The 20,168-nt window shown below is 35.5% G+C and carries 24 protein-coding genes and 1 riboswitch; of the genes, 9 read left to right on the top strand and 15 right to left on the bottom strand.

What is annotated here, in order from left to right:
• The first annotated feature begins 434 nt into the window (after positions 1 to 434).
• Both J3T98_RS10515 and asnA read left to right on the top strand, forming a co-directional pair.
• Positions 435 to 848 carry a hypothetical protein gene (locus tag J3T98_RS10515; RefSeq protein ID WP_267362809.1) on the top strand — a complete coding sequence of 138 codons (414 nt, stop codon included), beginning with the start codon at positions 435 to 437 and terminating at the stop codon, positions 846 to 848.
• Between the two features lie 242 nt (positions 849 to 1,090).
• A complete protein-coding gene (gene asnA / locus J3T98_RS10520) occupies positions 1,091 to 2,083 on the top strand; it encodes an aspartate--ammonia ligase (RefSeq protein WP_267362810.1) in 993 nt (330 codons plus the stop codon).
• 46 nt (positions 2,084 to 2,129) lie between these two features.
• Here the strand turns inward: asnA and tenA are convergent, their stop codons facing one another.
• From tenA to J3T98_RS10545, 5 genes are all read right to left on the bottom strand, one after another.
• Positions 2,130 to 2,774 carry a thiaminase II gene (gene tenA / locus J3T98_RS10525; RefSeq protein ID WP_267362811.1) on the bottom strand — a complete coding sequence of 215 codons (645 nt, stop codon included), beginning with the start codon at positions 2,772 to 2,774 and terminating at the stop codon, positions 2,130 to 2,132.
• Between the two features lie 51 nt (positions 2,775 to 2,825).
• Positions 2,826 to 2,914, bottom strand: a riboswitch (TPP riboswitch).
• 36 nt (positions 2,915 to 2,950) lie between these two features.
• Positions 2,951 to 3,355 (bottom strand): DUF1161 domain-containing protein, encoded by a 405-nt coding sequence (locus J3T98_RS10530; protein WP_065562625.1) that lies wholly within the window; start codon positions 3,353 to 3,355, stop codon positions 2,951 to 2,953.
• A gap of 135 nt (positions 3,356 to 3,490) precedes the next feature.
• Entirely contained in the window at positions 3,491 to 3,724 is a 234-nt protein-coding gene (locus tag J3T98_RS10535) for a hypothetical protein (protein ID WP_065562626.1), read from the bottom strand.
• 402 nt (positions 3,725 to 4,126) lie between these two features.
• Entirely contained in the window at positions 4,127 to 4,390 is a 264-nt protein-coding gene (locus J3T98_RS10540; RefSeq protein WP_081299490.1) for a SemiSWEET family transporter, read from the bottom strand.
• Positions 4,391 to 4,789: 399 nt separating this feature from the next.
• Complete coding sequence (locus J3T98_RS10545) at positions 4,790 to 6,193, bottom strand: PLP-dependent aminotransferase family protein (protein ID WP_267362812.1); 1,404 nt, start codon at positions 6,191 to 6,193, stop codon at positions 4,790 to 4,792.
• A 109-nt stretch (positions 6,194 to 6,302) separates the two neighbouring features.
• Between J3T98_RS10545 and pdxS the strand changes: the two genes are divergently transcribed.
• From pdxS to J3T98_RS10560, 3 genes are all read left to right on the top strand, one after another.
• Positions 6,303 to 7,187, top strand: coding sequence for a pyridoxal 5'-phosphate synthase lyase subunit PdxS (gene pdxS / locus J3T98_RS10550; RefSeq protein ID WP_176713947.1), 885 nt, complete (start codon positions 6,303 to 6,305; stop codon positions 7,185 to 7,187).
• Positions 7,187 to 7,768 carry a pyridoxal 5'-phosphate synthase glutaminase subunit PdxT gene (gene pdxT, locus J3T98_RS10555; protein WP_267362813.1) on the top strand — a complete coding sequence of 194 codons (582 nt, stop codon included), beginning with the start codon at positions 7,187 to 7,189 and terminating at the stop codon, positions 7,766 to 7,768. The genes pdxS and pdxT overlap by 1 nt, the downstream gene beginning before the upstream one ends.
• 177 nt (positions 7,769 to 7,945) lie before the next feature.
• Positions 7,946 to 8,341, top strand: coding sequence for a GFA family protein (locus tag J3T98_RS10560; protein WP_267358140.1), 396 nt, complete (start codon positions 7,946 to 7,948; stop codon positions 8,339 to 8,341).
• Between the two features lie 56 nt (positions 8,342 to 8,397).
• Here J3T98_RS10560 and J3T98_RS10565 read toward each other — a convergent pair whose 3' ends face one another.
• From J3T98_RS10565 to nlpD, 6 genes are all read right to left on the bottom strand, one after another.
• Positions 8,398 to 8,838, bottom strand: coding sequence for a pyridoxamine 5'-phosphate oxidase family protein (locus J3T98_RS10565; protein ID WP_267358139.1), 441 nt, complete (start codon positions 8,836 to 8,838; stop codon positions 8,398 to 8,400).
• Positions 8,839 to 8,842: 4 nt separating this feature from the next.
• Positions 8,843 to 9,430 (bottom strand): UbiX family flavin prenyltransferase, encoded by a 588-nt coding sequence (locus J3T98_RS10570; RefSeq protein WP_220225950.1) that lies wholly within the window; start codon positions 9,428 to 9,430, stop codon positions 8,843 to 8,845.
• A 129-nt stretch (positions 9,431 to 9,559) separates the two neighbouring features.
• Complete coding sequence (locus tag J3T98_RS10575; protein WP_065562632.1) at positions 9,560 to 10,768, bottom strand: aldose 1-epimerase family protein; 1,209 nt, start codon at positions 10,766 to 10,768, stop codon at positions 9,560 to 9,562.
• Between the two features lie 59 nt (positions 10,769 to 10,827).
• Positions 10,828 to 11,403, bottom strand: coding sequence for a thymidine kinase (locus J3T98_RS10580; protein ID WP_065562633.1), 576 nt, complete (start codon positions 11,401 to 11,403; stop codon positions 10,828 to 10,830).
• A gap of 88 nt (positions 11,404 to 11,491) precedes the next feature.
• Positions 11,492 to 12,244: a 2,3-diphosphoglycerate-dependent phosphoglycerate mutase gene (gene gpmA / locus J3T98_RS10585; RefSeq protein ID WP_065562634.1), complete on the bottom strand. Its 753-nt coding sequence runs from the start codon at positions 12,242 to 12,244 to the stop codon at positions 11,492 to 11,494.
• Between the two features lie 112 nt (positions 12,245 to 12,356).
• Positions 12,357 to 13,376 (bottom strand): murein hydrolase activator NlpD, encoded by a 1,020-nt coding sequence (nlpD, locus tag J3T98_RS10590; protein ID WP_267362814.1) that lies wholly within the window; start codon positions 13,374 to 13,376, stop codon positions 12,357 to 12,359.
• 371 nt (positions 13,377 to 13,747) lie between these two features.
• On the opposite strand from nlpD, the gene rsmI reads away from it, so the two are divergent.
• From rsmI to moeA, 3 genes are all read left to right on the top strand, one after another.
• On the top strand, positions 13,748 to 14,575 hold the full coding sequence (gene rsmI / locus J3T98_RS10595) for a 16S rRNA (cytidine(1402)-2'-O)-methyltransferase (RefSeq protein WP_267362815.1): 828 nt from the start codon (positions 13,748 to 13,750) through the stop codon (positions 14,573 to 14,575).
• A gap of 158 nt (positions 14,576 to 14,733) precedes the next feature.
• Positions 14,734 to 15,825 (top strand): redox-regulated ATPase YchF, encoded by a 1,092-nt coding sequence (ychF, locus tag J3T98_RS10600; RefSeq protein ID WP_220225946.1) that lies wholly within the window; start codon positions 14,734 to 14,736, stop codon positions 15,823 to 15,825.
• Between the two features lie 118 nt (positions 15,826 to 15,943).
• Positions 15,944 to 17,170: a molybdopterin molybdotransferase MoeA gene (gene moeA / locus J3T98_RS10605; protein WP_267362816.1), complete on the top strand. Its 1,227-nt coding sequence runs from the start codon at positions 15,944 to 15,946 to the stop codon at positions 17,168 to 17,170.
• Here moeA and J3T98_RS10610 read toward each other — a convergent pair.
• The 4 genes from J3T98_RS10610 to folB are packed head-to-tail and all read right to left on the bottom strand — an operon-like array spanning position 17,162 to position 19,241.
• Positions 17,162 to 17,590, bottom strand: coding sequence for an EamA family transporter (locus J3T98_RS10610; protein ID WP_065562639.1), 429 nt, complete (start codon positions 17,588 to 17,590; stop codon positions 17,162 to 17,164). The two genes, moeA and J3T98_RS10610, sit on opposite strands and share 9 nt — an antisense overlap.
• 1 nt (position 17,591) lies before the next feature.
• Positions 17,592 to 17,810: a hypothetical protein gene (locus tag J3T98_RS10615; RefSeq protein ID WP_267362817.1), complete on the bottom strand. Its 219-nt coding sequence runs from the start codon at positions 17,808 to 17,810 to the stop codon at positions 17,592 to 17,594.
• A gap of 42 nt (positions 17,811 to 17,852) precedes the next feature.
• Entirely contained in the window at positions 17,853 to 18,860 is a 1,008-nt protein-coding gene (locus tag J3T98_RS10620; RefSeq protein WP_065562641.1) for an MBL fold metallo-hydrolase, read from the bottom strand.
• Positions 18,861 to 18,872: 12 nt separating this feature from the next.
• Positions 18,873 to 19,241, bottom strand: a complete 369-nt coding sequence (gene folB / locus J3T98_RS10625) for a dihydroneopterin aldolase (RefSeq protein WP_065562642.1) — start codon at positions 19,239 to 19,241, stop codon at positions 18,873 to 18,875.
• A 98-nt stretch (positions 19,242 to 19,339) separates the two neighbouring features.
• Between folB and rsmE the strand changes: the two genes are divergently transcribed.
• Positions 19,340 to 20,065 (top strand): 16S rRNA (uracil(1498)-N(3))-methyltransferase, encoded by a 726-nt coding sequence (gene rsmE / locus J3T98_RS10630; protein WP_267362818.1) that lies wholly within the window; start codon positions 19,340 to 19,342, stop codon positions 20,063 to 20,065.
• The last annotated feature ends 103 nt before the right edge of the window (positions 20,066 to 20,168 follow it).

Here is a 20,168-nt window from a genome sequence, read left to right on the forward strand (position 1 = left end):
CCTGAAAAATTTTATCTTAGCATTTAGAATTAATGATGTTGATCATTAAATAGTTCTGAAGTGGAATTTAGAAGATCAAAAACCCCGCTCCTCAACTTTTTTTGCGATAGAAACCTCAAAAATAAACCCGTGGGTAATTCAAACGTCGCTAAGCCGCTTAATCGCTTATTATGATTTCTTCGACTATTTAATTTTTAAATACATATCCTCTCCCTTTACGAAAGGATTTTATGCAATAACTTATTTGATCATATTTCATCCATTCGTAAGTCTGAATTTTTTCTATATGATAGTTATGATCTCTTACTACATTTCTATTTTAATTAGTTTTTGTTAGTTTTATAATCAATCCCCTCAACTTCTTACAATCTTCGATTTCTAATAAAAACAATGTGTTAATTAAGAGTAAATTTTCAACGCAAGGGAGTATTAACATGAATGATGGGTTAAAACTAGAAAAAATAAAAGCCTTATTTGAAAAACTTGAATTACCCGATTTTAATAGCTCTTCAATAATTTATGGTTCTATCCACCCAAAACTTTGGAGATTTGCACTTTTTCAGGGCGCAGCCGCTTTTGATATTAAACACTACCTTATTTATTTTAATTCCGATGAAATTATTTTAATTGGCTTAACTCTCGGTGCAGATTTAACGAATGATGTTATTCGAATACCAATGACGTCAATTTCAAATTTCAAGTTCAAAAAAGGCTGGATTACCAGTAAATTTGAATTTACTATGGCTGGAAACAAAAGGTATCCATTTATAGTACCTAATTTTGTGTTCATCGCAAAATGGCAAAAGCCAAATTTAACCCATATTATTTCCACCTATTTTAATCAATAATTAACTCAATTATCTTTTACCTATATGATGAAGCATAATTACCTAATATATTGTATTATTGGGTAATTTAATTTCATTTTTTACGTTTAATGTGTGATGCAGTCCTTGCCCGCATCGGAAATCCGTGAATTTGATTATAGTGCTTAGCGCTTTATAAAAAGTCCGAATATGTTCTAACTTGCATATTTCTGTTTTCTAGTTTAATTTATCGTCACAAACCCATTCACTTTTTGAGATGAGACATGACGATATCATTTAAAGAGCAGCAACAACGGATCAATTTTGTTAAACAATTTTTTGCTGAGCAATTAGCTAATAATTTATCACTAATTGAAGTTCAAGCCCCACTTTTAAGTCAAATTGGTGATGGTGTTCAGGATAATTTATCTGGGACTGAGAAGGCGGTACAGGTTAATATTAAGAGTATTCCTGATGCACAATTTGAAGTGGTTCATTCACTCGCTAAATGGAAACGCAAAATATTGAGCCAACATAATTTTCCAGTTGGTGAAGGTATTTATACCAATATGAAAGCGCTTCGCCCTGATGAAGATAAGCTCTCCCCTATTCACTCTGTTTATGTCGATCAATGGGATTGGGAAAAAGTGATTCGTCCTGAAGATCGCAATCTTGCTTATTTAAAACAGACGGTAGAGAAGATTTATAGTGCTATTAAGGCTACAGAAAAAGTGGTTTCAGAAAAATATCATCTTTCTTGTTTTTTACCAGAGTCGATCACTTTTATGGATAGTGAACAGTTATTAAAACGTTATCCTAATTTGTCACCAAAAGAGCGCGAAAATGCGATTACTAAGGAGTTAGGCGCAGTATTTTTAATCGGTATTGGTGGTGATTTGTCAAATAAAGAAAAACACGATGCGCGCGCCCCTGATTATGATGATTGGAGTAGCGATAATGAGATGGGTTCTAAAGGATTAAATGGTGATATTTTAGTTTGGAATCCAGTTTTAAATAGTGGTTTTGAAATTTCGTCAATGGGTATTCGCGTCGATCCTGAGACGTTAAAGCGCCAATTAAAATTAACCAATAATGAAGATCGTCTGCAATATGCTTGGCATAAGGCATTAGCTAATGGTGATTTTTTACAGACAATTGGTGGCGGGATTGGACAATCTCGACTAACTATGTTGCTTTTACAACAACATCATATTGGGCAAGTCCAAGCAAGTGTTTGGGATGATGTAACCAAGCAAAACTATCAACAACTTTTATAATTCATGCTCAGCATGTTTTATCTAAACTGGTAAAACATGCTGTTTACTAGTCACTTTTATCCAATGCCATTTGCCAAAAATTTATTTCCAATTGCGTCGCTTGCTTAAATATTTGGCTTAATTGTTTAAATCGGTTTTCACTAATATTAAGTAATTGTTGTTCTATCCAAGCAATTTCTTTTTGTACTGCTTGTTGGAACTCCTTACTGGCATACATCTCAATCCAAGAGCGATATGGGTTGTTTTCGTCCCAACCTTGAATCCAATTGGCAATCATGCCATACCCAATTAAACAGGGCGCCATCGCTATGTGTATATCTAATATATCGCCGTGTAATCCTATATCAAGCACATAACGTGTATAATCGCTATTGGCTTTGGCTTCCTTTAATGTGCTTAGTTCATATTCAGATATGTGCCATTTTTTGCAATATTCAATATGCAGATCGAGTTCAACTTCAACAATGATTTTTAAACTCTCTAATGATTGACGAATTTGAGCAATGTCGTGACTTTTATATACTGCAAGTCCCCAAGCTCGGGAAAAGTTGATTAAAAAAAGATAATCTTGTTTCAGGTAGTATTGAAAACAGGTTAAGTCTAATGTGCCTTTTCCTAATTGTTGAACAAAATCATGTTGAATATAGTGTTTCCACTCGCTTGATTCAATCAGTGAGTTAAATGATGGCATAATGACTCCTTTTTGACAAATTCGCTATAAGGAGTTAAACAGATTTCTATAATAGACGTGTTTTAAACTCCCTTCGTCGGTATTAACCGAATCAGGTTCAACGGGTATAATCTCAGCCTATAGCACCCCGGTTAAACAAATTATAAAATTTATAAAATGGTTACTTAAATTTCTGTTTATTCTGCTTTTTGTTCAGTTTCCTGAGATTCTGTAGAAGTCGGCTCTGGAGTTTGAACTTTTTCTACTGGTGCCGAAGCTGGCGTTTGAACTGGAGCGTTACTAGGGCTGTAGCACTCGACGGGTTGTGGTGTGATTTCAACAGGTGTTTCAGGCTCATCTTTAACTGATTTTGATGATGGTGTACGAATATAAACAATGCTTTGTTTACCTCGATCACATGATCCAACGATTTTACCTTCAATATTTTGTTCATCTTGAGGAACAAGTTTTAATTGGAAGCTATTTTCATTAACACCGTTATTTTTAATTTTTTCGGCGATATTTGCACTAATTTCGTCACAATTGGACGCAGATGCAATAACTGGGAGACCTAATAATAACACTACTGCTAACTTTTTCATGATCTTTCCTTAAGATTATCGAGTAACTGATGCATTATAAAACGATTGTTTAAACTGTCCATATCGTTTTGAATAACGCTGCAAATAAATTTTATCAATAGATTTGAAAAAGCTAGCTTAGTATAGATTTTTTAGTTAATTCTGCTCTTGGTGTTGGTTTTCGAGTAATTTTAATTTATCTAGAACCCATGAGCGAATATCGGATAATTCGGCTTCAGATAATTGATTTACAAAGTCTCTTTTTGCGTGGAGTTGTTTGCGATCTTCTTCAGTCAAAACCACACCTTTTAAATTTAATAATACCTCTTTACGGTACATTGAGTAGATAAAATCTTTTATCAAATCATCGGAAAGATTAATATCAGCCATGGTGATTTCCTTATTTTATAAAACTCATTTGTTAATCATCAAATTTAGTTAATCTTTGTATAAATAACATTCTGATAGATTTTGAAGATGAATCCAGCCTAAAAAATAGGCTGACTTTTACTATAGTCTAATCACTATTAGATAACAATAGTAAATCGATAAATTAGATTAATCGATTAAATTATTCACTTTATTATTTGATAAGTATTTAACAAACCTGTTGATAACTCAATAACAATATAATAATTAATAAGTTATATGCAAGTTTAATTTTTAATCTTCTCTGATTTCTCAATTTTTGAGTAACAATTATCTAGCCTATTTCACAAAAATTGTGATTATAAAAAAATACAGCATATATTATGCTGTATAAAGAAAATATAAGGGAGTTAAAGCAAGAATTTATAAAGCAGTAATAAACGCGGTTAAACCAAACAATACTCCTGGAAAATTAGCTATTGCAATTGGCCAATCCTTTTTTTGTCGTAATAAGCCATAACAGACCCATAATGAGCAGTTAATTGCTGCCGCTAAAGGTTGAGTTGGATTAGCTTTAAATCCATGAAGATTGTCGATAATTTGTGGGATATACGATACGTACATTCCTAATGATGCAAGTGTTGCGATAACACCCAAATAGTGAAAAGCTTTTGGAGAAAGATTCAAAATCAGCCTACCTGCTTATATATGAAAGGAGCAAATAATCTAACATATATAGCAAGTGAGTTAAATATTGGTGTACCGTGGTTTCAGATAATATTTTGTAAATAAAATGATAAGATTTTTTATGTGAATCTATTTTAAGTAATCGGATATGGTTTTTAATAATAAATGTTATTGCTACGAATGCCTTATATCAAACGCAAATTGTTATATCATATAATATAGCTAATAAGGCATAAAAACCGCGATTTTTTGATAGTTTTGTGATTATTTAGCTGAGATTCAATCCAATAATGAGATTTGAAGTTTACCGATTAACCCTACCTTGTTTGTCTAGGCAGTTATGATCTATTTATTAACGCCAAATACCTGTTAGAACAATCAATAAAAACTTAGTTCGCTTTATCTCATCAAATCTTTTGCAAAATGACCATAACTTAAACGTATAGCGCCAACTCGATCCCCAAAGTCAGTGCCTTGTGACACTATTATATGCTTTGCTAGTAATTGATTTAAAATAGCCAACTCTTGTGCCTGACTGCTAACGGGCAAATGGGCATATAGATGAAAACCGCCTGTGGGTATCTGGTAATTGATGTCACCTTTAAAATAGTCATCAAGCCAATCTATTAGTTGGTTAGCCTTTTGTTTTAATTGCTGGCGTAACCATTCTTGATGGGATTGGTAGTGATGAGTCAAATATTCTTCAGCTAAAAGTTGCGGTAATATACTTAATCCTGAGTCAATGTGATGCCTTATATTGGCTAGTTTTTCGATAATTTCTTTCGGTGCAATCATCCAACCAATACGTATGTTGCGACCAATATATTTGGATAATGATCCTAAATAGATAACTTGATTACTGGTATCATATTTTTTTATCGGGTCGATTTGACTCTTTTGATCAAAAGTTAACCCACTATAAGCATCATCCTCAACAATACCAATACACTGCTTTCGACAAAATGCCAATATCTGTTTTTTTCGATGATTACTCATCACACATCCCGTTGGATTTTGAAATATTGGATTTAGAAATAACCATTTAATTTGCCGTTCTAAACTGACTTTTTGTAAACTCTCTAAGGTTATCCCTTCAGCATCACACTCAATACCATATAACCGCAAGCCTGCTGCTTGAAATAGTGGTAATGAATAGAAATATGAAGGTGATTCAATGCCTATTGCATCGCCAGGTTTTAATAATCCTTGAGTAATTAAAAAGAGGGATTGCTGCGTTCCTGAGGTTATTAAAATTTGATCGGTATCAACCATCATACCAAATTGGTTCAACATATAATTGGCGATCTGCACTTTGAGTGTAGGTAGACCCAATTGCAACGTGTCGCTTTGCTTTTCATAAGCAACCATTTCATGAGAGGTGATATTGGGTAACATTAATTTGGGCATCATATGAGTTGGTAAATCGCCATTAGCCAAATCACAGATGTTCGCCATTTGCTGACGAGTCTGAAATACTTTTTGTTGATATACGCTTTTGCGATTTTGATAGAAATGGGCTGGCAGTCGCCAGTTAATGGTGGAGTAAGCTTGAAGCCCCCATTTTTGATCATTAATAAAGGTTCCACTACCCTGCTTACGAACCAATATATTTCGTTCAGTTAAGATATCTAGCGCATGGACAATAGTTGAGCGGTTAACGTGCAGATTTTTAGCTAACTCTCGCTCTGATGGTAATCTCTCACCCGCTATTAATACCCCTTGTTCAATGTAGATTTCAATCAACTGGATCACTTTTTTAAATAGTGCTCCGTCAAAAGCCGCTAATTTTTGTTTATTCCACATCGTCTATCAGTTTTTTGATTTATGCATAATTGGATGGGTTAATTATAGTCCAATTGGCTGTTTATTGAAGCAATTTTATTTTGAATAATACTTTATTTAATTAGGAGTAATCATGAAAACAGGTACACAAACAGTAAAACGTGGCATGGCACAGATGCAAAAAGGCGGTGTGATTATGGATGTAGTTAATGCCGAACAAGCAAAAATTGCTGAGCAAGCAGGTGCAGTGGCTGTAATGGCTTTAGAACGTGTTCCCTCTGATATACGCGCTGCTGGAGGCGTAGCACGAATGGCTGATCCAACAATCGTTGAAGAAGTGATGAAAGCAGTTACCATACCTGTTATGGCAAAAGCGCGAATCGGTCATATCGTTGAGGCACGCATTTTGGAGTCCATGGGCGTAGATTATATTGATGAAAGCGAAGTGCTGACACCAGCGGATGAACAATATCATTTATTGAAAGATGAATTTACCGTACCTTTTGTTTGTGGTTGTCGTGACTTAGGCGAAGCACTGCGTCGAATTGGTGAAGGAGCTTCGATGCTACGCACCAAAGGTGAACCAGGAACAGGTAATATTGTAGAAGCAGTAAGGCATATGCGCCGAGTAAATGAACAAATTCGTTTAGTTGTTGGTAAATCAAAAGATGAGTTGATGACATTTGCTAAAGAGATTGGTGCACCTTATGAGTTGATATTACAAATCAAACAACTGGGTAAACTACCGGTTGTTAATTTTGCTGCTGGTGGCATTGCTACGCCTGCTGATGCTGCATTGATGATGCAACTTGGTGCCGATGGTGTGTTTGTTGGTTCAGGTATTTTTAAATCGCAAAATCCGGAAAAATTTGCTAAAGCAATCGTTCAAGCAACAACATATTTTGACGATTATCCAAGATTAGCTGAACTTTCAAAAGGATTAGGTGAAGCGATGAAAGGTATCGAAATCAGTAAATTAAGCGAATCTGAAAGAATGCAGGAGCGAGGTTGGTAATGAGCTCAAAAGCAAGTAAAACCATTGGTGTGCTTAATTTACAAGGCGCAGTGACTGAACATTTAAATATGCTTGCAACTATTGATTTAGTCATCCCAATTGCAGTAAAAAAGGCCGAGGAATTGCGTCAAGTTGATGGTTTAATTATTCCGGGTGGTGAATCAACTGCAATAAGTCGTTTAATTCGGCAAAATGGCTTATTTGAACCAATCCAAGAGTTTGCCAAGCAAGGTAAAGGGATTTTTGGTACCTGCGCGGGTTTGGTGCTTTGCGGTAATGAAACAAGCCATAGCGAAGTTGAACAACTGGGTTTGATGGATATTGTGGTTGAACGTAATGGATTTGGTCGGCAAATTGCTAGCTTTGAGACGATGTTAGATATTGCACCTATTGGCCAACAAGTTCCAGCCGTTTTTATCCGAGCACCCTATATTGCTAGGGCGGGCAAGCAAGTCACACAACTTGCTTTTATTGATAATCATTGCGTAATGGCAGAGCAGAATAATATTTTAGTCTGCTCATTCCATCCCGAACTAACGACCGATAATCGCATAATGCGCTATTTTATTGAAAAATGCTGACCGTTTTTCTCTTATATAAAAAGATATTCGATTATAGGCACTAATTATTGGTGCCTTTTTCTCCTCAAAAACCCCGCTCCTCAACTTTTTTTATCTATTTTTTAAATTACTTGTAACTTATTTTTATCTGTCTTTATAATGTGTTAACAAATGATAAATAAAAAAGGTAAATAAATTATGATGACAGGAAGTTGTTTATGTGGCGAGGTTGTCTATCAACTAAATAATGAGATTAAAACAATTGTGTATTGTCATTGCTCGCGTTGTCGCAAACAAACAGGTTCAGCTTTTAATGCTGCAACAGCCATTAACAAGGAAGATTTAACTTTTATTAAGGGCGAAGAAAAGATAAAAATTTTTTCATGCTCAGGCGTTAATCGCCATTTTTGTGGTCAATGTGGTTCACACCTTTTTTCTAGTCGTGATAATGGTAGTTATCGATTACGTATTGGCCTAATTAATGAACCAATTAATGCGGAAAAGCGTATTCATATTTATACCGGTTCAAAAGCGAATTGGGATATTATTTGTGATGGTTATCCTGAATTCGAAGAAGGAATCCCCCCAAAATAATTCGATGTTAATATCATTCGCTGGATGATGTTTATTTTCAAACGCTAAGTCTGCTTTTAAAGGTCTTCATTACGTTGCCAATGGGTTTTATGCGCAAAACCCATTAGGTTATTTGTCATCTTGATTTGTTGCAATTGAATAGACCAAATCGGTGCTTTCATCACTCTGGCAAAAGGAAAGGCATGATAATAAAGTTTATAAGCATGACTTGCTTGATTTTCTGCAAGCAATTGAGCATTGCCTGTAAATTGTATCCCTTGTATTTTAGCAACCGATTTTGGACTAATGCTAATCGTGCCAGCAACATTAGGATTTTTTAGCATCGCTTGTGCGTGTTGGGTTTTCAATTCTGATAAGAAATATAAGCACCAATTAACTTCATCAAATACATAAAATGCGTTGCATGACCATGGTTGGTTTTCTGCTAATATTAGGCTCAAACTTAACACATGTTGCTGTTTAATAAATTGCACGATTTTATGGTCAGATGATTTCATTATTTTATTCAGATTTTTGATTAAGACTCATATCCTCACCCCAGCGCGGTAAACTAGGTACATCAATATCAAACAGATCAAGCGCTCTGGCAACACTATGAGTGATAATATCATCGACACTTTCAATATGTTGATATAACGCAGGAACAGGTGGAAAAATAATTCCCCCCATTAATGTCACCGCTTCCATATTTTTAATGTGTCCTAGATGTAATGGGGCTTCTCGTGTCATTAACACTAAGCGACGACGCTCTTTTAAAACGACATCAGCAGCGCGTGTTAATAAATTATCAGATAGACCATGAGCTATTGCTGCCAGTGTTCGCATCGAGCAAGGTGCAACTAACATGCCCATTGTTTTATATGACCCACTAGCAATTGCAGCGCCAATATTGTCAACCGAATAGACCATATCGGCTAAAGATTCTAATTGTGCTAACTGGGATTTAGAATGTTCGTAATTCCCAGTTATTTTGGCCGCTTTTGATATGACAAGATGGGTTTGAATGTCCATTGGTTTTAGGAGTTCTAAAGCTTTTATACCATAAGCAAAGCCTGTTGCGCCACTTATACCAACTATCATTCTTCTCATATTGATTCCTACAGTTAAATTTCTGAATTTATTTTAACTTAGATTAGTGCGTTAAGGTATGGGAATTTGTTTAATCGCGGAGTGAAAGTCACCGCTAACCTTTTTGTTAGCGGTGGAATTTGATATAACTTATTCTTTAGCCATTGGTTGTTCAACTACTTTTGTAGTTTGTTTACCTTGGATGGTTTTAATTTTGTCACCATAAGTTTTTACAGCTTCTTTATTTGATAATAAGCTATATGTTAGCTTAAAGTCAGCGCTTTTACCTGGTTCTAATTGAGGAACACGTTTTTGTTCACGTTCAATAGTAACTGGATAGGCAAAGCTTGTGCCTGGCTCAATACCGGTCACGTAACCTTGTTTAAGCGTATCGGTGTTTTTCCATAATGTAAGCACTGGTAACTGTTTAGTATTAAATGAAATACCAACCCCTTTATCACCTGCTTTGTTAGCCAACATCACTTGAGTTTGATTTTTTGAATCCGCATAAGGGAAGATGTTATAAACCATTTCGTCAAAGTTTTTTGTTGGTCCTAAATAGGTTTGCCAATTTTTAAGGCCGGTAGCCGCATAATCATTGAATGGTGAAACTTCTTTAACAGGTGCAACAAATTTTGCCCCTTCTTCAAGGATTGGTGTACCAAAATTGCTGTGATAGATAATTTGATAATCACGCGGGTAATCACCTTGGTTAGTCACAGTATCGTGAACAGTAAATTCTTTAGTTCCTGGTACATGAGAAATTCTAACCCAAGTTTCTAAATTGCTTTTTTTGAAAGCTTTTTCTTTGATAAGACCACTAACGGTAATGGTGTATGGTGCTTCGTCTTCAATATCAACAAACAGTTTTGAAACAGGTGTATTTTGCGCACGTCCATGAAGGGTATACATCATTCCATCAGCTTGTACTGCATGACCTGTCCATTCAAAACCACAACGAACCATCATTTCATTAAAACCATCTAACCAACCATTACCACCACGGCTTTCTAAGTTGATATTATTTGGATGAACGATTTCTTCAACTGGGGAATCCCAACCTAAGCGGACTCCATCACCTTCAACTGAAAGGATACCTAGACCACGAGTTGGGCTTAATTTAATAGTCAATCCATCACTTTTAATAGTTAAAACTTCAACATCATTTTGAAGCCCACCTCTAAGAACTGTATTTCTTAAATAAAAATTCGGTGCACCTTTTGCATGCTGATCACTCGATACTACCCAGCCACCTTTTCTAATTTGAATGTCGGTGTCAGTAATAATATAATGTGTAGCATTGGCAGAATAGGAGATTGCTCCAAGCGCTAGAGCTAACGTAAGATTTCTAATTTTCATGAGATTAATTCCTTATAATTATAATTAAAATATATATCCATCATGAGCAAGGATATGCGTTAATTGGGTCTTACCTTCCCTGCTTTCCAGTGTTTTCGACAAACTGAATGGTATTCACTATCACCAAGATGAATTGAATTACCAAATTTAACGATTTGTCCGTTTTCACCTTCTAACAGAATCATTGTCGCTTTTTTACCGCACCAGCATACGGTTTTAAGTTCTCTATAATTATCAGCAATTTCTAATAATGTTTTCGAACCTTCAAACAAATGTCCCATATAATCGGTCTTTAATCCAAAAAACATCATTGGAACACCAAACTCATCGCATACGTCTGACAACTTCCATATGGTATTGGACGATAAAAATTGACTTTCATCAATCAAAATACACGCATAGTTATTTTGTTTGATCTGTTCAATAATACCATCAACAGTATTATCATCAAGTTGTAATGCTTTTTTACGTAATCCAAGTCGAGATACAATCTCAACTGCGGAGTCGCGAGTATCGACCGATGATTTAAGTAATAATGTCTGCATATTATTACTTAAATAGTTATGATCTATTTGTAGTAATTCAGTGGATTTTCCGGCATTCATTACGCCATAAATATAGTAAATTTTAGACAAAATTTGCGTCTCAAAAAGTTAAATAGTAATTATCAGTAACACTAAAAGTAAAAGGTAAGTCTCTCGACTTACCTTTTTGATGAATAAATTATTTGGCTTTACCTTGGTTTGCTACCGCTGCTTGTTTAGCTGCGATTTCATCAGCATTACCTAAGTAGTAATGTTTAACAACTTTCATATTGTCATCAAATTCATAAACTAATGGTACGCCAGTTGGAATGTTAACATCGATAATGTCATCATCACTGATATTGTCTAAATGCTTAACTAGAGCACGAAGAGAGTTACCGTGAGCTGCAATAATAACACGTTCACCTTTTGCAACACGTGGTGCAATAGTTGATTCCCAATAAGGAAGTACACGTTTAATTGTTAATGCTAGGCTTTCAGTTAATGGTAATTCTGATTCTGGTAATTTGCTATATCGTGAATCGTGACCAGGGAAGCGCTCATCTGATTTTTCAAGTGCAGGAGGAGTGATAGCAAAACCACGACGCCATAATTTAACTTGATCATCACCATATTTAGCAGCAGTTTCAGCTTTATTTAAACCTTGTAACGCACCATAATGACGTTCGTTTAATTTCCAGTTCTTTTCAACCGGTAACCATGCTTGATCAACTTCATCAAGGATGTGCCATAATGTATGAATTGCGCGTTTTAAAACTGAAGTATATGCATAGTCAAATGTAAAGCCTTCTTGTTTTAGTAATTTACCTGCTTCAGCAGCTTCTTTGTTACCTTTGTCAGATAAATCAACATCAGTCCAACCACAAAAACGGTTTTCTTGATTCCAAACGCTTTCTCCGTGACGAATAAGAACTAATTTTTTTACTGCCATGAATATAACTCCTTAGTTACGTAAAATAAAATGGTTAAATGAATTGGACTTTCGTTAAAAATGCACGTTTGATTAAGTGCATTTTTAACGTTTTAATCGTTTTAAACACTTATTATTTAGATAAGTATTTTAATGGATCGACTGATTGCGCTTTATAACGAATTTCAAAGTGTAGCCGTACTGATGAAGTTCCCGTTGCGCCCATTGTCGCAATTTGTTCACCTGCTCGAACATTTTGTTGTTCTTTAACCAAAATAGTTTGGTTATGCGCATACGCCGTTAAATAGTCATCATTGTGTTTTACAATGATTAAGTTACCATAACCTGGTAATGCATTACCAGAATAAACCACTCGACCATCCGCTGCTGCAACGACTTTAGCGCCTAATGAACCAGCAATATCTATACCTTTAGTGGCATTAGAAAATTTTTCAATGATCTTACCTTGTGCCGGCCATTGCCATGTAATATTGGCAACATTCGATGTTGAGCTAGATGGCGATGGCGATGTGGTTGAAGCCGGTTCAGTTACAGTTTCAGTAGTTTCAACTGTATTGGTTGGTTTATTAGTACCAGATGTAGTAGTTGTTGTAGTAGTTACTGTTGTTACAACTGGTTTTGTTGAACTAGTCTGAGCAGGAGTATTCGTTGACGTGGTTTTTTTAGTTTCAACGATCGTTGTGCCACCGCTAACATCAAGCACTTGACCTACACTAACAGCAAAAGGTTCTTTGATATTATTTTTAGCAGCTAATGCTCGATAATCATTACCGGTTACCCAAGCAATATAAAACAGTGTATCACCTCGTTTGACGGTGTAAGTATCACCTTGATAGCCACCTTTTGGAATATCATTATAATCACGATTATAGACAATACGTTCATTAGATGTCACAACACCTTGACTAGTTGAACCGCTAGTCGAATTACGAGATGCTGGCGCCGATGGTGTATAAGTTGATGTAGATGATGGCGCTCGATTACCTTTGGAAATAATTTCAGGCGGTTTTGTGTAAACCGAGGAGGTAGAAGCTCTCGAAGAATCAGATATATCTTCGATATCAGCTGGATTTGTCTGCGTACAAGCAGAAATCATCAAACTTAAACAACTTAATGTGAGAATTTTTTTCACAATAACACCTTTCATTTATATATATAGTTTTAATACGAACATTTTATCGTTTTTATAACAAAAAGCTATTATATTAATTACCAGCAAGCTAAATCAATAAAATCACAGCTAAAATAGCATTTTTATTGCTTAAAAACTGTAAATTCGGCAAATTTTACAGTTTATGTTGCTTATTGTAAGTTATTTAGGCGATTTTTAGATGAAATCTGTCACCAAATTGAGTATAAAATGATTGCTAAAATTTGGTTTAATAAATGCCCTATTATCCGTCTATGTTTTATTGATTAAGACTTTTTTCGGCACTAGGAGTATGTACATTAAATTTGGTATAGTATATTTAAGACTTAAAAATTTACAGTGATCCCAAAATAATGACTTTATATATTGTAGCAACACCTATTGGTAATTTAGATGATATTACCCTTCGCGCGATTAATACACTTAAGCAAGTTGACTTAATTGCGGCTGAAGATACCCGTCATAGTGGACTGCTTTTGCAACATTTGGGGATTAAAGCCAAATTGTTCGCCTTACATGATCATAATGAGCAAGAAAAATCACAACTATTAATTGAAAAACTTAAATCAGGATTATCAATAGCGTTAATATCTGATGCAGGCACACCATTAATTAATGACCCCGGTTATCATTTAGTGAAAGCTTGCCGTGAAAATAATATTAATGTAGTACCCATCCCTGGTGCATGTGCGGCCATTGCGGCACTCTCAGTGGCTGGATTACCTTCGGATAGATTTAGTTATGAGGGATTTTTACCGGCTAAAACAAAAGCACGACAAGATTATCTTACTACGTTAATTGATGAACCACGAACAATGATTTTTTACGAATCAACGCATAGACTTTTAGATACCTTGCATGATATGCAAACCATTTGGGGAAGCGATAGACAGATTGTGTTAGCTAAAGAGCTGACTAAAACATGGGAAACCATCGTCCATTTTTCCATAAAAGATCTGATTGAATGGTTAGAAGAAGATAGTAACCGACAAAAAGGCGAATTCGTTTTAATTGCCGAAGGTGTGAGTAAAACGGATGATGTGATTGATGCAAAAGCAATTAATACACTAAAACTGTTATTAAATGAGCTACCTTTAAAAAAAGCCGCTGCGATTACTGCTGAAATTTATGGACTGAAAAAAAATCAATTATATCAGCTCGGATTAGCCTTTCAAAATTAGCTAACAATCATACTGTTAATAAAACTATTTTGAGATTAAGCATAATATCGTTTTAAGTGTTGATTTCGATCTTCTTATATCATCAACATTAGCACAATTAGTGCAATTTAGTATATAATCAATGTTTAAGATTTTTATAACACAAGGTAATAAACAATATGGGATTTAAATGTGGAATTGTCGGTCTACCAAATGTGGGTAAATCAACGCTTTTTAATGCACTAACTAAAGCTGGGATTGAAGCGGCTAACTTTCCGTTTTGTACTATCGAACCTAATACAGGCGTAGTGCCAATGCCCGATCCGCGTTTAGATCAATTAGCGGAAATTGTTAAGCCGCAACGAACATTACCAACGACCATGGAATTTGTTGATATCGCAGGTTTAGTAAAAGGTGCATCTAAAGGTGAAGGACTTGGTAACCAATTCTTAGCTAATATTCGTGAAACCGAAGCAATTGGCCATGTTGTTCGTTGTTTTGAAAACGAAAACATTGTTCATGTTGCAGGTAAAATCGATCCAGCTGAAGATATCGAAATTATTAACACAGAACTTGCGTTAGCCGATCTTGAAGCCTGTGAACGCGCTATTACCCGTTTACAAAAACGAGCTAAAGGTGGTGATAAAGACGCTAAATATGAACTTGAGATTCTTGAAAAGTGCCTTCCTCACCTTGAACAAGGTAAAAAATTATTACTTTTAGATTTAAGTAAAGAAGAACTAGATGCGATTAAATATCTTAGTTTCTTAACGTTAAAACCAACTATGTACATCGCGAATGTCAATGAAGATGGTTTTGAAAACAATCCGTTTTTAGATAAAGTGAAAGCCATCGCAGAACAAGAAAAAGCAGTCGTAGTACCAGTTTGTGCTGCTATTGAGGCAGAACTTGCTGAGCTTGATGATGCTGATCGTGATGAATTTATGCAAGATCTTGGTTTAACCGAACCGGGTCTAAATAGAGTTATCCGCGCGGGTTATAGTTTACTTAACTTACAAACTTATTTTACTGCTGGCGTTAAGGAAGTTCGTGCTTGGACTATCTCGGTTGGTGATACTGCACCTCAAGCAGCAGGGAAAATTCATACCGATTTTGAAAAAGGTTTTATCCGTGCACAAACCATTGCCTTTGAAGATTTTATCAAATATGGTGGTGAACAAGGTGCTAAAGAAGCAGGAAAAATGCGTTCAGAAGGAAAAGATTATGTCGTGCAAGATGGCGATATTATGAATTTCTTATTCAATGTATAATCAACGTTTAATGGGTGCAGTTTAATACCGCACCCTATTTATTTCAATTTTGTAAAATTAATAACTCGCCAATATCACTCTTCCCTGAATGGATAATCAATTATAAGGAGCTTCATTTATGTTATTAACCTTTGAGCAAGCTAAAAAAAATATACTTGAAGCATCATCATTATACAATCAACTTTCAAGTGAAAAAGTTGCATTATTTGACGCCTTAGATTGTGTTAATGCCGAACCGGTTATTTCGCCAATTAATGTACCAAGTTTTAACAATTCGGCTATGGATGGTTATGCGGTAAGGTTAGCTGATATCAATCAATCGAAATTATTACCTTTAGCCGGTACAATTTTTGCTGGAGATGATACTTCAAATCTGAATTGGCCTTCAGGGAGTTGCTTACGCATTATGACTGGCGCGCCTGTTCCTGAACAAGCTAATGCCGTGGTGATGCAAGAAGAGACAGAGCAAACAGAGTCAGGTATTAATTTTTTAGGTGATATTAAATTAGGTAGCAATATTCGTTGTATCGGCGAAGATGTTAAACAAGATTCGGTGGTGGTGACTAAAGGTACACGTTTAACCATTCCAACACTATCAAGTTTAGCCACGCTTGGTATAACTGAATTAGTCGTCTATAAAAAAATAAAAGTCGCTATCTTTTCAACCGGAAATGAATTAACCGATATTGGTGATCCACTAACAAACAAAAGTGCAATTTATGATAGTAATCGATTTACGCTAAAATTATTATTATCTAAATTAAATTGCCAAATTATCGATTTAGGTATTATTGCCGATGATCCGAACCGAATTAAGCAATCACTTGAAACAGCGTCTAAACTTGCTGATTTAGTGATTACAAGCGGAGGCGTTTCTGTTGGTGATGCAGATTATACAAAAACAGCTTTAGAAACACTGGGTAAAATTAATTTCTGGAAAATTGCTATAAAACCCGGTAAGCCGTTTGCTTTTGGAAAGATAGGTGATGCGTTGTTTTGTGGATTACCCGGCAATCCAGTTTCGACATTGGTCACTTTCTATCAGTTAGTTCAGCCTTTGATTTTAGCACTGTCAGGAGAGCATTTAACCTCTAACAATCTGTCATTTAAAGTTAAAGCAGCAACGAATCTTAAAAAAAGTGTTGGCCGATTAGATTTTCAACGCGGTGTGTTGCAAGTTAATTCTGAAGGTGAATTAGAAGTTGCTTCAACTGGTCAACAAGGCTCACATCTAACTCAGTCGTTTAATCATGCCAACTGCTTTATCATCCTTGAGCAAGAAAGAGGCAATGTTGCTAAAGGTGAATATGTGACAGTTGAGCTGTTTAATAATTTATTAAAATAGCGCAACTAAAACAGCACCTGCAGCAATCATGGCAACACCAATGGCTGAAAGAAATGAAATTTTTTCGCCAAAGATAATAACAGCAAAAATTACGGCAAAAACAACGCTAAGTTTATCAATCGGGGCAACTTGCGAGACTTTACCTTCTTTAATTGCCATGAAGTAGAATAACCAAGATAATGCCCCAGCGACTCCACTCAATGCGATAATAAGTAATGCTTTCTTATCGTTAAAGAACGTGTTAATTAGATTTAGCTTTCCTTGCACGGCAACCACGCCAACTAAAAAAATCGCCATAACAATAGCCCGTATTGCTGTTGCAGTATTGGCATCAAGGTGTTGTAAACCAATTTTACCTAAAATTGCAACACAGGCAGCGGTAATTGCCGATAGCAAAGCATAAACAAGCCAAGCGCTCATATTAATACCTATCTATTTGGAATAAGTACTGTTGATTGTTTGAATTTTTTTGGCATTGTTCTGATTTATTCATCACCCCTCGGCAATCTTCAAGCACACCGTGAGCTTTTGACCAATGGTACTGTTTGCCTTCATCATTTTTACCACCACAAGCTGTTAAACTTAAACTTAAACTTAAACTTAGTGTAAGGCAAGTTAGTGCGATAATTACTGGTTTCATCATATCCCCTCGCAAATATTTAGTTATCCTATAATTTATTCATTATTCTAATGCATTATTAAACTGATTGATAGCAAAGCTATCACCTATTTTTATTACGTGAAAAGCACGACCTTTCTTCAAAGAATTTAATAAAAACGGTGGTTCATCTAACGATTCATCAGCTAATTCAAAAGCTCCCCAATGAATGGCGATCGCTGATTGGCAATTTAATTCATCATACAGTTGCAATGCTTGTTGAGGGTCGATGTGCTGTGATTGCATAAACCAACGCGGTGCATATGCGCCGATGGGGATTAAGGCTAGATCGATTTGCTTAAACCTTTCGCCAATTTTCTTTAAACTGGTTGAATAGCCGGTATCCCCCATAAAGTAGATATTTTTTGATAACGGCGAGTCATCATTCTGCATTATCCAACCACACCATAATGATTTGTTGACATCAAAAGCACCACGATTACTCCAATGCTTTGCTGGTGTCGCAGTAAACGTTATTCCACCAATATTAGAAGATTGCCACCAGTCCAACTCAATAACTTGCTTCGCTCCCCATTTTAATAGTTTGGTTTTGAGCCCTAGGGGAACTAAAATAGTCATTTGTGGAAAACGTTTTACCAGTTGCCTTATACTATTAAAATCAAGATGGTCATAATGGCTATGCGATATCAAAACTACATCAATCGTTGGTAATTTATCGATAGTAATAGCGGGTTTAGTTCGTCGTTTGGGGCCAATAAATTGGAACGGCGAGACTCGGTTGGAAAAAACCGGATCGGTTAATATCCATTTATTATTAAGTCTTATTAACGTAGTTGAATGCCCTATCCACCAGACTCTATCACCTTCTAAATTTAAATCAATTGAGCTACACCAAGTTTGGTTAAATACTTGATATCCCGCTTTGGGTGGTAAGACTTTACGTTTAAGGCGCCAACGTAGCGCGTCAGTCAATTTAATTGAAAAAGGCTCACTATTTTTAAAAGCTCTATGATGTAAATTATCACTTCGCTCATTAAGGGCTTTATCTAGCGTTTCGTTTTTTTTATTCATTAATTTGTTGAGTTAATTAATACTACGTTCAATAATCACAGCAACATTGCCTGCATTAGCAATCGCATCTGGTTTTGAAACTTTGATTTTTAACCATTGAACTGAAAATTGTTCAATAACTAACTGTGCAACACGTTCAGCTACCGTTTCAATAAGCTCAAATTTATTTGCTTCAATAAATGATGTTATTGATTGTGAAACAACGAAATAGTCTAAACAAAATTCTACATTATCACTTTTTCCTGCTGGCTTATTATCCCAAGCCATTTCTAAATCAAGGACTAGCTTCTGTTTGATGTTTTTTTCCCAATCATAAACACCAATTGTGGTATAAACTGTTAGAGATTCAATTAATACTCTATCTTTAATCGTTAATGTCATATTCAATTCCAAGCATTGATATTGTTTAAAATAGAGATTACCGAATCTTATTAAATTACGCTATAATTTATTTCAAATAATAGTGAATAAAAGATGATATGACTCGAATTTTTCAACCCTACACCATCACCCAAAATAGCTTAATTACCTTGGACGATAATGCTTTTAATCACCTGATCCGTGTATTAAGAATGAAGCCTGGCGAATCAGTGACGTTGTTTGACGGCTCTAACCAAATTACGCCAGCAGTGATCCATGAAGTAAACAAAAAAAACGTTGTTGTAAAAACAGCAACGACTGTTTTTGATGATCGAGAATCACCTTTAAACATTCATTTAGGCCAAGTTATTTCTCGTGGTGATAAAATGGAGTTTACTATTCAAAAATCAGTTGAATTAGGCGTGAGTACCATTACCCCACTACTTTCTGAACGCTGTGGCGTAAAGCTTGATCAAGAAAGGCTTGAAAAGAAGGTTCAACAATGGCAAAAAATTGTTATTTCTGCCTGTGAACAATGTGGGCGTAACATCATCCCTACCGTAAACTCGGTAATGAAATTAGAAAATTGGTGTGCAAGTTTAACTGATAGCTTAAAACTCAACTTACATCCAAAAGCAGAAAAAGGCATAAATCAACTGTCGTCTGAGGATAAAAACATTAGTTTATTAATTGGACCAGAAGGTGGGCTATCTAACGAAGAAATTCAGATGACGCATCAATATCAGTTTACAGATATTTTACTCGGTCCACGAGTTTTACGAACTGAAACAGCTGCACTAACAGCCATAACCGCCCTTCAAGTTCGTTTAGGTGATTTAGGTTAATCACCCAAAATGAATGAGTTAACAATTGATTGCTTTGCTTATTAATCGGTAACGAGTATGATAGTTCAAAACTTGATTTTTATTGCTAAAACCACGCTCGGCC

The sequence above is a fragment of the Gilliamella sp. B2772 genome, from assembly GCF_026536985.1.
In the GTDB taxonomy this organism is placed as follows: Bacteria; Pseudomonadota; Gammaproteobacteria; order Enterobacterales; family Orbaceae; genus Gilliamella; species Gilliamella apicola_E.

Excerpts from the sequence above, each read along its gene's own strand:
- J3T98_RS10545 (WP_267362812.1), bottom strand. The coding sequence starts at position 6,193 with ATGTGGAATAAACAAAAATTAGCGGCTTTTGACGGAGCACTATTTAAA.
- asnA (WP_267362810.1), top strand. The coding sequence starts at position 1,091 with ATGACGATATCATTTAAAGAGCAGCAACAACGGATCAATTTTGTTAAA.
- J3T98_RS10535 (WP_065562626.1), bottom strand. The coding sequence starts at position 3,724 with ATGGCTGATATTAATCTTTCCGATGATTTGATAAAAGATTTTATCTAC.
- J3T98_RS10615 (WP_267362817.1), bottom strand. The coding sequence starts at position 17,810 with ATGAAACCAGTAATTATCGCACTAACTTGCCTTACACTAAGTTTAAGT.
- J3T98_RS10565 (WP_267358139.1), bottom strand. The coding sequence starts at position 8,838 with ATGAAATCATCTGACCATAAAATCGTGCAATTTATTAAACAGCAACAT.
- J3T98_RS10570 (WP_220225950.1), bottom strand. The coding sequence starts at position 9,430 with ATGAGAAGAATGATAGTTGGTATAAGTGGCGCAACAGGCTTTGCTTAT.
- rsmI (WP_267362815.1), top strand. The coding sequence starts at position 13,748 with ATGACTTTATATATTGTAGCAACACCTATTGGTAATTTAGATGATATT.
- J3T98_RS10620 (WP_065562641.1), bottom strand. The coding sequence starts at position 18,860 with ATGAATAAAAAAAACGAAACGCTAGATAAAGCCCTTAATGAGCGAAGT.
- tenA (WP_267362811.1), bottom strand. The coding sequence starts at position 2,774 with ATGCCATCATTTAACTCACTGATTGAATCAAGCGAGTGGAAACACTAT.
- J3T98_RS10610 (WP_065562639.1), bottom strand. The coding sequence starts at position 17,590 with ATGAGCGCTTGGCTTGTTTATGCTTTGCTATCGGCAATTACCGCTGCC.
- folB (WP_065562642.1), bottom strand. The coding sequence starts at position 19,241 with ATGACATTAACGATTAAAGATAGAGTATTAATTGAATCTCTAACAGTT.
- J3T98_RS10575 (WP_065562632.1), bottom strand. The coding sequence starts at position 10,768 with ATGAAAATTAGAAATCTTACGTTAGCTCTAGCGCTTGGAGCAATCTCC.
- J3T98_RS10515 (WP_267362809.1), top strand. The coding sequence starts at position 435 with ATGAATGATGGGTTAAAACTAGAAAAAATAAAAGCCTTATTTGAAAAA.
- pdxT (WP_267362813.1), top strand. The coding sequence starts at position 7,187 with ATGAGCTCAAAAGCAAGTAAAACCATTGGTGTGCTTAATTTACAAGGC.
- J3T98_RS10530 (WP_065562625.1), bottom strand. The coding sequence starts at position 3,355 with ATGAAAAAGTTAGCAGTAGTGTTATTATTAGGTCTCCCAGTTATTGCA.
- gpmA (WP_065562634.1), bottom strand. The coding sequence starts at position 12,244 with ATGGCAGTAAAAAAATTAGTTCTTATTCGTCACGGAGAAAGCGTTTGG.
- J3T98_RS10560 (WP_267358140.1), top strand. The coding sequence starts at position 7,946 with ATGATGACAGGAAGTTGTTTATGTGGCGAGGTTGTCTATCAACTAAAT.
- moeA (WP_267362816.1), top strand. The coding sequence starts at position 15,944 with ATGTTATTAACCTTTGAGCAAGCTAAAAAAAATATACTTGAAGCATCA.
- ychF (WP_220225946.1), top strand. The coding sequence starts at position 14,734 with ATGGGATTTAAATGTGGAATTGTCGGTCTACCAAATGTGGGTAAATCA.
- rsmE (WP_267362818.1), top strand. The coding sequence starts at position 19,340 with ATGACTCGAATTTTTCAACCCTACACCATCACCCAAAATAGCTTAATT.